Raw genomic sequence first — 14,326 nt, 5'->3', positions numbered from 1 at the left:
GTGCGCTTGGGAGCGGGGACGATGAGCCGGGTCTATCCGTTCGACGACGCGGAGACGGCCCGGGCTGTCATCGACGACGACGGCACCGTGCTGGAGTGGAACGAGGGCGCGCGGCGCCTGCTGGGCCACCCGCCCGAGGCCGTCGTGGGCCGCCCGGCGGCCCGGCTGCTGGCCGGGGACGCCGCGGTCGGCGTCCCGGACCTTCCCCCCGGTGCCCGCTGGGCCGGATCGGCCGGATTGCGCCACCGGGACGGCCGTACGGTCCGCGTGTGGCTGCTCGCCCACCACCGGCCGGCGGACGGCGGCCGCGGACCGCACTGGCTGGTGGTGACCCCGCTGGCCGCCGAGGAGCCCGGTACCGGCGACGACGCGCTCGCCCAGGCGGGCCTGGTCCAGTCGCCCTGCGCGGTCGCCGTGTACGACGACGCGCTGCGGCTGCGCCGGATGAACGCGGCGATGACCGAGCTGATCGGCCTGCCGGAGGAACGCGTCCGGGGCCTCAGACTCCCGGAGATCGGCGGCAGACCGCACGGCGAGGACCTGGAGCAGAGCATGCTGCAGGTCCTCCTCACGGGCCGGCCGCTGGACGTCCGCACCTCCCTGAACACCGCCGGCTCGGAGCGCCGGCCGCGTGCCTGGCTGGCCCGGATGGCGCCGGTCACCGACGACGGCGGCCGGGTGCGGGGCGTGTGCCTGGTGGCGCACGACATCACCGACAGCCACCGGGCCCGGGAGCGGCTGCAGCTGGTCAACGAGGCGAGCGTGCGCATCGGCACCACCCTCGACGTTGCCCGTACGGCACAGGAACTGGCGGACGTGTGCGTGCCGGCGCTCGCCGACTTCGTGACCATCGACCTGCTGGACCCGGAGGAGTACGGCGGCGAGCCCCCGGCCCGCGTCACGGCTCCGGTCGCGCTGCGCCGGGCCGCCCACCAGTCGGTTCTGGAGGGGGTGCCGGAGGCCGTGACCGAGCCGGGGCAGATCGAGCTGTACCCGGGCTTCTCCCCGCAGGCGGACGCCCTGACCGGCGGCCGGACCATCCGGGCCACGCTGACCGCGGGCGAGATCGACCAGTGGACCGAATGGAACGCCGCGCGCGGCGAGCGGGTGCGGAAGTTCGGGATTCACTCCTCCATGTCGGTGCCGATCCTGGCCCGCGGGCTGACCCTGGGCGTCGCCGTGCTCGCCCGGCACCGCAGCCCCGAGCCGTTCACCGCGGACGACATGCTGCTCGCCGAGGAGATCACCACCCGGGCCGCCGTCTGCATCGACAACGCCCGCCGCTTCTCCCGCGAACGCGAGACCGCGCTCGCCCTGCAGCGCAGCCTGCTCCCCCGCAACCTGCCCCGCACGGCCGCCGTGGAGGTCTCCTCCCGGTACCTTCCGGCGGCCCGGGCCGGGGTCGGCGGCGACTGGTTCGACGTGATCCCGCTGTCCGGGATGCGGGTCGCGATGGTGGTCGGGGACGTCGTCGGGCACGGCATCCAGGCCTCGGCCACCATGGGCCGGCTGCGTACCGCCGTGCGGACCCTCGCGGACATCGACCTGGCCCCGGACGAGCTGCTCACCCACCTGGACGACCTGGTGGTCCGGCTGTCGGACGAGTCCGGGGGCGAGGGCAGCCCCGGCGAGGTCGGCGCGACCTGCCTGTACGCCGTCTACGACCCGGTGTCGCGGCGCTGCACCCTGGCCCGGGCCGGGCATCCGCCGCCCGTCGTGCTGCCGCCGGACGGCGAGCCGCGCCAGCTGCGGCTGCCGGCCGGTCCCCCGCTGGGCCTGGGCGGGCTGCCCTTCGAGTCGGCCGAGGTGGAGCTGACCGAGGGCACCGTCCTCGCGCTGTACACGGACGGCCTGATGGTGTCCGGGCCGGCCGGGGACGCCGGCCGGGAGCGGCTGCACCGGGTGCTCGGCGGGTCCACCGACCCGCTGGAGCAGACCTGCGACCGCGTCCTGCACGCGCTGCTGCCGCACGGCGGCGCCGCCGACGACGTGGCGCTGCTGCTGGCCCGCACCCGGGGGCTGCCCGCCGAGCAGGTGGCCACCTGGGACATCCCCGCCGACCCGGCGCTGGTCGCGCCGGTCCGCAAGCAGGTCGTGGAGCAGCTGGAGCGCTGGTCGCTGGACGAGGCGTCGTTCACCGCGGAGCTGGTGGTGAGCGAACTGGTCACCAACGCCATCCGGTACGGCGCCCACCCGATCCGGCTGCGGCTGATCCAGGACGCGGCCACGCTGATCATCGAGGTGTCCGACACCAGCCACACCGCCCCGCACCTGAGGCGCGCCAAGACCTTCGACGAGGGCGGCCGCGGGCTGCTGCTGGTCGCCCAGCTCACCCAGCGCTGGGGCAGCCGGCACACCGCCGAGGGCAAGACGATCTGGGCGGAGCTGACGGTGCCGGCCGACGAGCCGTAGGGCTCAGTACCCGCGCAGCCAGGGTCGCACCTGCTTGCGGGCCTCGTGCAGACGGGACTTCAGGGTGCCGAGGGGGATGCCCACGCGCTCGGCGACCTCGGCGTACTCCAGCTGGCAGATGTCCCGGTAGACCAGCGGGGCGACGAGGTGCGGGTGCTCGCGCTCCAGCCGGTCCAGGGCCTCCAGCAGGTCGACGCGGGAGCCGGCGATGACGCTGGTGGTGCGCGGGTCGACGCGCTCGGCGGGCTCGACGGCCACGGGCTGCTCGGCGGCGCGCCGCTTCAGCTCGCGGTACTTCTGCCGGCAGCAGTTGGCGACGACCGTGTAGAGCCAGGTGCTGAAGCGGCTGCGGCCCTCGAAGGCGGCGATGTGCCGGGCCACCTGGAGCAGCACGTCCTGGGCGGCCTCCTCGGCGTCCTCCCGGCACGGCAGGAACCGCCCGCAGCGGCGCAGGACCTCCGGCCGCAGTCCGGCCAGCAGCCGGTCCAGGGCGGCCCGGTCGCCCGTCGCGGCGAGCCGCGCGAGCTCTTCGGCCGTCGCCTCGTCCTGCACGTCAGGGTCTCCCTCGGAGTCGATCTCAGGGCAGGCATGATAGTCGTATGCACTCCCTGGAGCGGATCGGCCGCTACCGCCTGGAACGGCGCCTGGGCACCGGCGCCTTCGCCACCGTGTGGCTCGCCCGCGACGACGAGCTGGACGGCCCGGTGGCGGTCAAGGTCCTCGCCGAGAACTGGGCGCACCGGCTCGACATCCGGGACCGCTTCCTGTCCGAGGCCCGGCTGCTGCGCCGGGCCGGCTCCAGCCGGGTGGTGCAGGTCTACGACTTCGGGGAACTGCCCGACGGCAGGCCGTACTTCGTGATGGAGTACGCCGACGGCGGCACCCTGGCCGATCTGCTGACGGCCGGCCCGCTGCCGGTGCCCCAGGCGCTGGCGCTGACGGCGCTGGCCGCGCGGAGCGCCGCCGCGCTGCACGAGGCGGGCATCGTGCACCGCGACATCAAGCCGACCAACGTGCTGCTGCACACGGCGCCGGACGGCGAACGGCGGGTCCTGCTGGCCGATCTGGGGCTGGCCAAGAGCCTGGCGCAGGCCTCGGTGCTCACCCTGGCCGCGGGCTCGGCGGGCTACCAGCCCCCGGAGCAGGCCGAGCCCGGGGAGGGCATCGACGCCCGCGCCGACGTCTACAGCCTGGGCGCGGTCGGCTACGAGCTGGTCACCGGCACCGTGCCCGGGCCGCCGGGGAAGGTCGTACCGCCCGGACGGCTCAGGCCCGGTCTGGGCGAGCAGGTGGAGCGGGCGCTGCTGCGCGCCCTGGAGCCGGACCGGGAGCGGCGCTGGCCCACGGCGGCGGCGTTCGCCGGGGAGCTGGACCGGCTGGCGGCGGCCTCCGGTGCCCGGCGGGACGGCCGGCTCGACGCCGTCCGGGGCCGGCTGAGCGGGGTGACCCTGGTCGTGGCCGCGGTGGTCACGGCGGCGGCCGCCGCGGTCGCCGTGACGCTGGTGCTGGACCGGCCGGGGACCGCCGGCCCGGCCACCGTGAAGGACTCCACCGGCCGGGTGGCGGTCCAGGTGCCGGCCGGCTGGGCCCGCGAGGTGCGCGACTCCGGCTGGGACCCGCATGCGCTCGGCCTGCGGGCGGGGCACGAGCCGGGCCTGGTGGTCGCCGACGACCTGGCGCACTGGTCCGACCTGCGGGCCGCGGTGGACGGCGTGTTCGTCGGGGTCAGCGGGCAGGGCGACGTCGCCGCCCGGGTGACCGCCCTCACCCACACCGGCTGCCACGACGCCGGCAGCCGGGCCTTCTCCTCCGCCGGCTGGCGCGGCCGGACCCGCACCTGGAACACCTGTCCGGACGGCGGCACGGTCACCGAGTCCGCGCTCGCCCCGGCGGGCGGCCCGGCCGAGCCGCAGGTGTACGTACAGGTGCGCGAGCGCGGGGACGGGAGGGCGACGGACGGCATACTCCGCTCGCTGCGAATCACCTGAACGAGGGCGCCCGACGGGCCGAGCGGACGTTGCCCGGGCGGCGAATCGGGGAAAAGAATCCCGCGCGTCCCGAACTTTTCCGGCACCGCGGGCATCCAAGTGTGGTGACGGCGCATCACGGCGCCGACGGTACGCGCACCGCCGCGTGCCCTGACGATCCAGGAGTGTTGAGCGACATGGCGTACTCATCCCGGTCCGCACGGCGCGGGGCCCTGCTCGCCGGCGCGATCGCCGTACTGGGCCTCCTGAGCAGCTGCGGCAGCCAGCACGACCAGGCCGGGCCGGCGAAGACGGACTCCGGTACGGCCGCCCCGGCGACCGAGACCTCGAAGGACTCCTCCCCCGGCGCCGGCACGGCCGCCTCCACCCCGGCGGGCCCGGCGTCGTCCGCGGCGGCGCGGTCGAGCGGCTCCTCCGACGCGGGCAGCGGCACCGGCACCGGCACCGGCACCGGCGGCAAGACCGGCGCCACCAGCACCCGGTGCCACACCTCGGAGCTGGGCGCGTCCGTGGGGCGCAACGACCCGGGCGCCGGCCAGGAGAACTTCCCCGTCGTGCTCACCAACAAGTCCGGCCGGACCTGCACGCTGCGCGGCTACCCGGGCGCGGCCTTCGTCAGCGCCTCCGGCAGCCAGCTCGGTCCCGACCCGCGGCGCGAGTCGGGCTCGCCGGTGACGATCACCCTGAAGCCCGGGCAGAGCGCCTGGGCGGGCCTGACCTTCTCCAACCCCGAGATCAGCGAGGCGAAGACGGCCACCCCGGCCGCGCTGCTGGTCACCCCGCCGGACGAGCGGGACCAGCTGAAGGTGGCCTGGACGGCCGGTGCCGTCCCCGTCTCGGGGAACTCCTCCTCGGTCTCCCTGACGGTGCTCCGCCCCGGCTCCGGCGTCTGACCCGTCCCCCCGGCGACCCCGCTGCCCGCCCCCGGGCAGCGGGGTTCGTCATGAGCGCGCCACAAGTGTCACAGGACGGCAACACGTCCCGGCCGCCGCGATCTTTCCCCCCGCCGCCCTCATCGAACCCCTCGACCACACAGCGAAAAGGCTCCGCCAGGGAGCCGTGAACAGTGAATCGGGGACAAGATGAGCGGCATCTCACGCAGGCGTGTGCTGACGGCGGGGGCGGCGGCGGGCGCGCTGGGCGCCCTGTCCGCGTGCTCCTCCGGCACCGGGCTGTCCGTCGACGGGACGGCCGGCGACGGCACCACGCAGGCCAGGCCGCTGCGGCTCATCGGTGACGGCTCCACCGCCGACACCGGCGCGCAGCCGCACCAGCCGAAGCCGGCGCGGCTGAAGCCCGGCCAGAAGCCGCCGCAGTTCGTGGTGTTCTCCTGGGACGGCGCCGGGGAGCTGAGCAACAGGCTGTTCTCCCGGTTCCGCAAGGTGGCCGCCGACCACGGCGCCGCGATGACGTTCTTCCTCAGCGGGATCTACACGCTGCCCGAGTCCAGGAAGCACCTCTACCAGCCGCCGCAGCACCCGGTCGGCGCGTCCGCGATCGGCTACCTCGCCGACCGGCACATCCACGCGACCCTCCAGCAGGTGCGGGCGGCCTGGCTGGAGGGCCACGAGATCGGCACCCACTTCAACGGCCACTTCTGCGGCGCGACCGGCGTGCGCAACTGGTCCCCGGCCGAGTGGCGCAGCGAGATCGACCAGGCGGTGGGCTTCGTGACGAAGTGGAAGACCAACACCGGCTTCACCGACCTCGAACCGCTCCCCTTCGACTACCGCAAGGAGCTGACCGGCGGCCGCACCCCCTGCCTGGAGGGCCAGGCGGCCCTGCTGCCGACGGCCGCCGCGCTGGGCTGGAAGTACGACGCCAGCTCCCCCGGCGGGCTGCAGATCTGGCCGGGCAAGGTGCAGGGCGGCCGGATATGGGACTTCCCCCTGCAGTCCATACCGTTCGCCGGGCACTCCTTCCAGGTGCTGTCGATGGACTACAACATGATGTTCAACCAGTCCGGCGGGAACCCCCTGGGCGACCGCACCCGGTACGACGCCTGGCGCACGCAGGCCCGGGACACCTACCTGGCCGGCTTCCGGCGCGCCTACGACACCAACCGCGCGCCCTTCTTCATCGGCAACCACTTCGAACGCTGGAACGGCGGCATCTACATGGACGCCGTGGAGGAGGCGATCGGGCGGATGGCCGAGCACGACGAGGTGCGGTTCGTGTCCTTCAAGCAGCTCGTGGCCTGGCTGGAGGCGCAGGACCCGGCGCTGCTGCGCAAGCTGCGCACGCTGGCGCCGGGGCAGGCGCCGGCGGGCGGCTGGGAGGAGTTCCTGGGAACGGCGGGTACCCGCTCCTCGTGATCCCCTTGCGGCCGGACGCATCATCCGTCTGCTTTCATGGGGCCTACCGCGCCTGATCGATCTGCGAGGAACCCGCCCTGAACACCCCGCTCGCCGAGGCCCTGTCCGCCGTCCTGCTCGTCGCCGTGCTGGCCTGGGCCGTCGTGCGGCCCTTCGGGTGGCCGGAGGCGGTCATGGCCGTACCGGCCGCCGGTGTCGCGATCGCCACCGGGGCGATCTCGCTGGACCACGCCCGGGCCGAGGCCGCGCGCCTCGGCCCGGTGGTGGGGTTCCTGGCGGCGGTGCTGGTGCTCGCCCACTTCTGCGACGTGGAGGGCCTGTTCCAGGCGTGCGGGGCGTGGATGGCCCGGTGGGCGAGGGGCCGGCCGGTGCGGCTGCTGACGGCGGTGTTCGCGCTGGCGTCGGCGATCACGGCCGTGCTCAGCCTGGACGCCACGATCGTGCTGCTGACCCCGGTCGTCTTCGCCACGGCGGCGCGCACGGGCGTGCGGCCCAAGCCGCACGTGTACGCCTGCACGCACCTGTCGAACACGGCGTCGCTGCTGCTGCCGGTGTCCAACCTGACCAACCTGCTGGCGTTCGCGGCCAGCGGGCTGAGCTTCACCCGGTTCGCGGCGCTGATGGCGCTGCCGTGGCTGGTCGCGATCGGCGCCGAGTACCTGGTGTTCCGGCGGTTCTTCGCCCGCGACCTCACGGCGGCGGCCCCGGGCGCCGAGGACACCGGCCCGGCGCCCGGGCTGCCGTTGTTCGCGCTGGTGACGGTGGGCTGCACGCTGGCCGGGTTCGTGGTGGCGTCGGTGTTCGGCGTGGAGCCGGCCTGGGTCGCCGCGGCCGGCGCGCTGGTGCTGGCCGGCCGGGCGCTGGTGCGGCGGAAGGCGACCCCGCTGACGGTCGTGCGCGCGGCGGCACCGGCGTTCCTGGCGTTCGTGCTGGCGCTCGGCATCGTGGTGCGGGCGGTCGTGGACAACGGGCTCTCGGACGTGCTCGGGCGGGCGCTGCCGGGCGGTACCGGGCTGCCCGCGCTGCTCGGGATCGCGGCGCTGGCCGCCGTCCTGGCGAACCTCATCAACAACCTGCCGGCCGTGCTGGTCCTGCTGCCGCTCGCGGCGCCGGCGGGGGCGGGGGCGGTACTGGCGGTGCTGCTCGGCGTGAACATCGGCCCGAACCTGACCTACGCCGGGTCGCTGGCCACCCTGCTGTGGCGGCGGATCGTGCACCAGCACGAGCACGGCGTGGACCTCGGTGAGTTCACCCGGCTGGGTCTGCTCGCCGTGCCGTCCTCCCTCGCGGTGGCGGTGGTGGCACTGTGGGGGTCGCTGCAGGTTCTCTGACGGGTTGCCGGAGTGTGGGGAGGCCGACCGGATGCGTGTGATCGCCTGGCTCGTCGAGGGCACCTGGCCCGCCTGTGTGGACGCCGTGCGCGCGCACGCGCCGGACGACGCCGAGGTGGTGCTGCTGCACGTGACCGGGCCCGACGTGCCCGGCGTGGCGCACGGCGCGTTCGCGGGGCTGCTCGGCCGGGGGCACCCGGAGCGCGATCCGGGGACCCGCCTGGAGGCCCTCGGCGGGAGGTCGGCGGCCGGGATCCTCGACGCGGCGGCCGAGCGGCTGGGCCGGCCCTGTGCCCGCGAGGAGCGCGCGGGCCGGGTGGAGCGGGAGGTGGTGGCCGCCGCCGAGGGGGCCGACCTGCTGGTGCTGGCCCGGGACGGCGACCGGTCGCGGCTCGGGCCGAGGAGCCTCGGTCCGGCGGCGCGGTTCACCGTCGACCACGCGCCGTGCCCGGTCCTGCTGGTGTGGCCGGAGGCGGCGCCCGGCCTGGCGACGATCCCTCCGCCGCCGCACCATCCGCCGCACCATCCGCCGCACCACCCCTGACGTCAGCGGCGGTGGCGGCCGGTGCCGTCGCCGTACCCGCCCCCGCCGTACCCGCCGCCGCCCCAGTCGCAGTAGGCGGGGTAGGCCGTGCAGTAGTCGGTGCCGGGGGAGCCCGACGGCGTGGCGGCGGTCGGGGCCGCCGCGGTCGCCGTGGGCGTCGGGGACGGGGTCCTGGACGCCTTCGGGGCGGGCTGCACCGGCGGGGGTGGTGTGGGGGACGGGGTGCTGTCGGTGTCCCAGTCGACGATCTGCATCTCCAGGTCCGGCCTGGCGGTGTCGACGGTCCAGCGCTGGACGGCCGCCGTCGTGCGGTTCTTCAGCACGAGGGCGCCCGAGCCGTCGGTGGCGGCGGGGGTCAGCGCCAGGTCCTGGTCCGAGCGGGGGACGAGGACGCCCTGCAGGGTGAAGTCGTAGCGGATGCTGCGGGCGGCCCTGCCGGGGGAGGTGCAGGGGGCGAGCCGGACCGAGTAGCCGAGGTGGGAGTCCAGGCACAGGTCGGGCGCGGAGGCGTTGCGCAGCAGTCCGTCGGTCTCGTACTCCCACTGCTGGCCCGCCGCGGCGGAGCAGCGGGCCAGTTCGGTCTCGGCGCCCTTGACGGCCTTCCCGCCGGTCACGCCGACGCAGAGGCCGGAGGCGAGGTTGTGCAGCCGGCCGCGCAGCACCCCGTCGGCGTCGCCGCTCGTGCCGGCCCAGGACGGGCGCGGGGTCGCGGGCGTCCTGCCCGGTGTCCGGGAGGGGGTGCCGCCCCCGCCCGGCGCCGGGTCGTCCCCCGCGCCGAGCACCGACCACAGCACCAGCGGGAGCACGACCAGTCCGCTGACGGTGGCGGCGGCCAGGGCGAGGTTGCGCCGCCGGACTCGCCGGGCGGCCCGCTGCGCCGAGCGACGTGAGGTGCCGGGGCCGGTGGGGTCGGCGGCGTTGCCCGCCGCCCGTGCGGAGCGGACCGGGTCGGCCCCCGGAGCGGCTCGCCCCGGGCCCTCGGCGCGCGGTCCCGCACCGGCCCTGCGCGCGCTCCGTCTCGGGCGAGCCGGTGCGGGACCGGCGTCCGCCTCCCAAGCGGCTGCCGGGGACGGCCCCGGTTCGGTGGCCGAGCCCGCGTCCCACGCGTCCCACCCCGGCGGCAGGGAGGGGGCGGAGCCGGCGCCGGCGGGTCGGCCGTCCGTCCGGGGCGCCGCACCGGGACCAGGCTGGGCGCCGGGGGCGGCCGGCGGGGAGTCAGCGGCTCCCGAACGCCCTTCCGCGGCAGGCGTGAAGCCCTTCGCGCGTCCGCCCCCGGCGGCCGCCCGCGTGCCCCGGGCGGCCCTTCTCGACCGCCTGCCGGCCGGGCCCGCGTCCGCCCCCTGGACGCCGTCGGCCCCGGGCATGCCCCCGGCGGCTCCGGGCGGCTCGGCGACCCCCGCGGACGTGAACGACTCGCCGCCCGGCGGCACGGAGAGCGCCGATGCCGGCGGCGGCGGGGTGGGCTGTTCGGGGCGGGCCGCCCGGGACTCCACGTACGCGCTGGCGCCCCAGCCGAGGACCGCCTCGGCGAGGGCGAGGCCGAGCCCGCCGTTGAACCGCGCCAGCTGGTCTGCGGTCCGGCTGCAGTGCCCGCAGCCGGACAGGTGGCGCTGCAGGTCCGGGTCGATGTCGACGCCGCCGCGACGGAAGGTCACGTCCAGCATGCGCTGGTAGCGCCGGCACTCGGCCTCGGGGGCCAGTTCGCGGTGGACCTGGAGGCACTCCTCGCGCAGCCGCTCCACGGCGCGGCGCAGTTCGATCAGGGCGTCCTCCTCGTCCAGGCCCAGCAGTGCCGCGGGGACGGCGAGCGGTTCGGCCTCGACCTCGGCGTGCCACAGCACGGCGCGCGACGACTGCGGCAGCCGCTGGAAGGCGCGGGACAGCAGCCGCCGGGAGGACGGCGGCAGCAGCCGGGCGGAGGCGCGCTCCCCCGTGCCGGGGTGCGAGCGCAGGGCCGGGTGGAGGAGTTCCTGGCGGCCGTCGCCGTCCCACTCCGCCGCGATCCGGCGGACGGTGACCAGCAGGTGGGGGCGCCAGGCGGCGGAGGGACCCGCCTGGCGGATGGACTCGCCGAACAGCCGGGTGAAGGCGGCGGTGGTCAGCATGCCGGCGGCGCGCGGTCCGTCGGTGCACAGCCGGGCGTAGGCGAAGGCCGCCTCCCAGTGGCGGTCCAGGAGTTCGCCGACCGGATGGAGCGCGGGTGTCGTTCCGGTCCACTTCTTCAGTTCGGCGCTCAGTTGTTCGTCCGATACGTCGAACCGGCGCGGAGTGGGGACGGAATCCGAGGGACCTGCCTCATTCACGGCTGCATTCCTCCACGCGCAACGCTGAATTAGTCCATACCAAGAAGTACGGGACGGGATTGGGCAGCTCGGACGTCCGCCTGGGGCAGCTCTTTTGAAGCGTGGGGGGCGTACGGGAGCGGCCTGGCGCATGCAGCGGAAATGTAATTGTCTGCACGCCGACGGTGCACACTTTTGCACAGCCCGGCGCCGGCGAACAAGAGATCCACCCGTTCTCGGCACCGGCTTCGGCAGCCTCTCCATTGACAGTTCGTCAATGACGCCGATTCTTCTCCATTACGCCTGTTCACCGATCCGTGCGGCACGGGATTCGCGCCGCACGGAACGCGACCGACGGCCGCTCAGTGACCGCTGATGGCGTGCGGGGTGTAGGGCTGCTCCAGTTCCTCGATCTCCTTGACGCTCAGGCGGAGTTCGACGGCGGCCACCGCGTCCTCGATGTGGTGCGGCTTCGCGGCGCCGACGACGGGCGCGGCCACCGTGTCGCGCTGCAGCAGCCAGGCCAGGGCCACCTGGGCGCGCGGCACGCCGCGGGCGCCCGCGATCCGGGTGACGGCCTCGACGATCGCGCGGTCGCCCTCCAGGTAGAGGCGGCTGCCGAACTGGTCGCCCGCGCTGCGCCCGGTGACGGTCCCCCAGTCGCGGGTGAGGCGGCCGCGGGCGAGCGGGCTCCACGGCAGGGTGCTGACGCCCTGGTCCGCGCAGAGCGGCAGCATCTCCCGCTCCTCCTCGCGGTAGAGCAGGTTGTAGTGGTTCTGCATGGAGACGAACTTCGTCCAGCCGTGCAGCTCGGCCGTGTACTGGGCCTTGGAGAACTCCCAGGCGTACATCGAACTGGCCCCGATGTAGCGCACCTTGCCCGCCTTCACCAGGTCGTGCAGCGCCTCCATCGTCTCCTCGACCGGGGTCTCGTGGTCGTAGCGGTGGATCTGGTAGAGGTCCACGTAGTCGGTGCCGAGGCGGCGCAGGCTGTGGTCGATCTCGGACAGGACGGCCTTGCGGGACAGGCCCCCGCCGTTGGGGCCGGGCCGCATCCGGCCGTGCACCTTGGTGGCCAGGACGATCTCGTCGCGGTTCGCGAAGTCGCGCAGGGCCCTGCCGACGATCTCCTCGCTGGTGCCGTCGGAGTAGACGTTGGCGGTATCGAAGAAGTTGATGCCCGCCTCGAGCGCCTGCCGGATCAGCGGGCGGGAGGCCTCCTCGTCGAGGGTCCACTCGTGGACGCCGCGGTCGGGCAGGCCGTAGGTCATGCAGCCCAGACAGATCCGCGACACGTCCAGGCCCGTCGAACCGAGCTTCACGTACTGCATCGTTGCTGCTCCTGCCTTCGGAACGATGGTCACTGAGGAGCGTACGTCGTGCTCCCGGCCCCCTCGGCGACAGCTTGACGGCGACCTCGGCCGGACGATTGGATCCCGGGGACGTGCCGCGCCGCCCGGCGCGGGCAGGACGGAGCGGACGTGCCCCCGAAGGGTGTCTCCCGCGCCGGGGGCCCGGGGAGGGCCGCCGCCGCGCTGCTCGCGTTGGCCGTCGCCGGGCCGGCCCTGGCGGGCTGCGGGTCCGGCGGCCCGCACCGGGGCACGGCCGCCCCGCCCGCCGCCGTCCGGCTGCCCCCGCGCAACGCCGGCTTCGACTACCAGATCGGCGGCGCCTATCCCCCGCCCGCCGGGGTCCGGATCGTCAGCCGCGACCGGTCCGATCCGCCCGCGCCGGGCCGGTACAACATCTGCTACGTCAACGCCTTCCAGGCGCAGCCGCAGGAGCGCTCCTCGTGGCCCGCCGACCTGCTGCTGCGCGACGCACGCGGCCGGGTGGTCATCGACGAGGACTGGCACGAGCCGCTGCTCGACCTGCGCACCCCGGCCAAGCGGGAGCGCGTGGCGCGGCGGGTGAACCGGTGGGTCGACGGCTGCGCCCGGAAGGGCTACGACGCCGTCGAGCCCGACAACTACGACAGCTACACCCGCTCCCGCCACCTGCTCACGGCCGCCGACGCCACCGCGTTCATGCGGCTGCTCACCCGGCACGCGCACGCCCGGCACCTGGCCGTCGGCCAGAAGAACACCGCCGAACTGGCCGCGCGGCGAAGGGCGGTGGGGCTGGACTTCGCGGTCGCCGAGGAGTGCGGGCAGTACGACGAGTGCGAGGTGTACGCCCGGGCGTTCGACGACCGCGTGGTGGACGTCGAGTACACGGGCAGCGGCCTGCGCAAGGCCCTCGCCCGCTGGGGAGACCGCCTGAGCATCGTCCGCCGGGACGTGGACGTCTCCACACCGGGGAGTGCGGGGTACGTGCGCGAGGCGCGGTGACGGGAGCGTCCGTTCCCGGAGCGGCGGCGTACGTGCGCGGGGTGCGTCGGCGGACGGCCTCGTGGAGTGGCCGGGCTGCTGCCTGCAGGTGACTGTTCGGCGTGGCAGCGGACGGATGGCCGTACTGTCGGATCATCCTCGGCGCAGACGACCGGTGCCCGGCCGGTCCGGCCGCCCGGAGGAACGCGGTGCCGACACGTCCGACCATCCTCACCTGTCTCGCGGGGGCGGCCCTGCTGCCGCTCGCGCTCGTCGCGCCGGCCTGGGCACGGCCCGCGCCGGCCCCGGTGGCCGAGGCGCCGGCCACGCTGTGCGCGCCGGCCGGGACCCTGCGCGGCACCCACGGCGAGGAGGCCGAGGTCAGCCTGTGCGCGGGCAGCGGCACCCCGCTGCTGGCCGTCTCCGCCCCGGCGACCTGCCGGGTCGCGGGCACCCGGGTGCGCTACGCCTGCCGGACGGACGGCACCTGGACGGTCCGGGTCGCCGGCCGGGCTCCGGTCACCGGGACGCTGCCGGGCACGCAGGACTACTCCGGCCCGGGAACCTACGACATCTCGGCGTCCGTGCACGTGCGCTCGGCCCCCGCCGGCGTCGACCTCCGGGGCACCGTCCACGCGACGCTCACCCTCACCGCGCCCAAGCCCGCGCCCACGCACGCCATCGCCGTCGACCGGACCGCCCTGCGCCGGGGCGCGACCACCACCCTGACCTACACCGTCCGCCGGGACAGCGACGACGGCGACGGCAGCGCGCGGCTCGGACTCATCGGCGAGGAGGCGTCCGGCATGCGGATCGCCACGGACGACCCGCGCTGCGTCAACCCGCTGGTCGGCCGGTACCCGTCGAAGACCCGGCTGCCGTACGCGCTGGACTGCACGCTGACGGCGCTGCAGCCCGGTCACCCGGAGAAGGTGCGGGTCCGGGTGACGCTCGGGTCCACGTGCTCCACGGTGGTCTCGAAGATCGGCTACTGGATGCCGAGGGGGCAGGCCCTGTACACCGGCGGGATGCTGGCCGGTCCCACGCTGAGCTGCGACTGAGGTCTTTCGTTCGGATCGGGCCGGATCACGGAGCGAGGCACGGTCCCGGGGCCCACGAGCCCGGCATGATCCGAACGAGCACAC

The 14,326-nt window shown here is 75.3% G+C and carries 11 protein-coding genes; 8 read left to right on the top strand and 3 right to left on the bottom strand.

Translation table 11 applies throughout. The features are described from left to right. Positions 1-21 precede the first annotated feature (21 nt). Entirely contained in the window at positions 22-2,412 is a 2,391-nt protein-coding gene (locus AQJ66_RS28205; RefSeq protein ID WP_061927705.1) for a SpoIIE family protein phosphatase, read from the top strand. Positions 2,413-2,415: 3 nt separating this feature from the next. On the opposite strand, the gene AQJ66_RS28200 is transcribed toward AQJ66_RS28205, so the two are convergent. Further along, entirely contained in the window at positions 2,416-2,964 is a 549-nt protein-coding gene (locus tag AQJ66_RS28200; RefSeq protein ID WP_061927703.1) for an RNA polymerase sigma factor, read from the bottom strand. A gap of 47 nt (positions 2,965-3,011) precedes the next feature. Here AQJ66_RS28200 and AQJ66_RS28195 point away from each other — a divergent pair, with 47 nt between their 5' ends. The 5 genes from AQJ66_RS28195 to AQJ66_RS28175 all read left to right on the top strand — a co-directional run bounded on the left by AQJ66_RS28195 (position 3,012) and on the right by AQJ66_RS28175 (position 8,590). Next, positions 3,012-4,400 (top strand): serine/threonine-protein kinase, encoded by a 1,389-nt coding sequence (locus AQJ66_RS28195; protein WP_061927701.1) that lies wholly within the window; start codon positions 3,012-3,014, stop codon positions 4,398-4,400. A gap of 176 nt (positions 4,401-4,576) precedes the next feature. Then, positions 4,577-5,293: a DUF4232 domain-containing protein gene (locus AQJ66_RS28190; protein ID WP_061927699.1), complete on the top strand. Its 717-nt coding sequence runs from the start codon at positions 4,577-4,579 to the stop codon at positions 5,291-5,293. A gap of 189 nt (positions 5,294-5,482) precedes the next feature. Then, on the top strand, positions 5,483-6,715 hold the full coding sequence (locus tag AQJ66_RS28185) for a polysaccharide deacetylase family protein (RefSeq protein WP_061927697.1): 1,233 nt from the start codon (positions 5,483-5,485) through the stop codon (positions 6,713-6,715). A 77-nt stretch (positions 6,716-6,792) separates the two neighbouring features. Continuing rightward, the gene (locus AQJ66_RS28180; RefSeq protein ID WP_208611476.1) at positions 6,793-8,046 is read left to right on the top strand and encodes an arsenic transporter; all 1,254 of its coding nucleotides are present in this window, start codon (positions 6,793-6,795) and stop codon (positions 8,044-8,046) included. A 31-nt stretch (positions 8,047-8,077) separates the two neighbouring features. Continuing rightward, a complete protein-coding gene (locus AQJ66_RS28175) occupies positions 8,078-8,590 on the top strand; it encodes a universal stress protein (protein WP_061927693.1) in 513 nt (170 codons plus the stop codon). A 2-nt stretch (positions 8,591-8,592) separates the two neighbouring features. Here AQJ66_RS28175 and AQJ66_RS28170 read toward each other — a convergent pair whose 3' ends face one another. Together AQJ66_RS28170 and AQJ66_RS28165 are read right to left on the bottom strand one after the other, a co-directional pair. Next, positions 8,593-10,893, bottom strand: a complete 2,301-nt coding sequence (locus AQJ66_RS28170) for a ricin-type beta-trefoil lectin domain protein (protein ID WP_061927691.1) — start codon at positions 10,891-10,893, stop codon at positions 8,593-8,595. A 341-nt stretch (positions 10,894-11,234) separates the two neighbouring features. Further along, complete coding sequence (locus tag AQJ66_RS28165) at positions 11,235-12,203, bottom strand: aldo/keto reductase (protein WP_061927689.1); 969 nt, start codon at positions 12,201-12,203, stop codon at positions 11,235-11,237. A 150-nt stretch (positions 12,204-12,353) separates the two neighbouring features. On the opposite strand from AQJ66_RS28165, the gene AQJ66_RS28160 reads away from it, so the two are divergent. Continuing rightward, positions 12,354-13,202 carry an endo alpha-1,4 polygalactosaminidase gene (locus tag AQJ66_RS28160; RefSeq protein WP_061927687.1) on the top strand — a complete coding sequence of 283 codons (849 nt, stop codon included), beginning with the start codon at positions 12,354-12,356 and terminating at the stop codon, positions 13,200-13,202. Between the two features lie 188 nt (positions 13,203-13,390). Continuing rightward, positions 13,391-14,242, top strand: coding sequence for a hypothetical protein (locus AQJ66_RS28155; protein ID WP_061927685.1), 852 nt, complete (start codon positions 13,391-13,393; stop codon positions 14,240-14,242). Positions 14,243-14,326 lie beyond the last annotated feature (84 nt).

This window comes from Streptomyces bungoensis, assembly GCF_001514215.1.
Classification (GTDB): Bacteria; Actinomycetota; Actinomycetes; order Streptomycetales; family Streptomycetaceae; genus Streptomyces; species Streptomyces bungoensis.
This window is presented reverse-complemented; position numbering and strand designations above follow the sequence as displayed.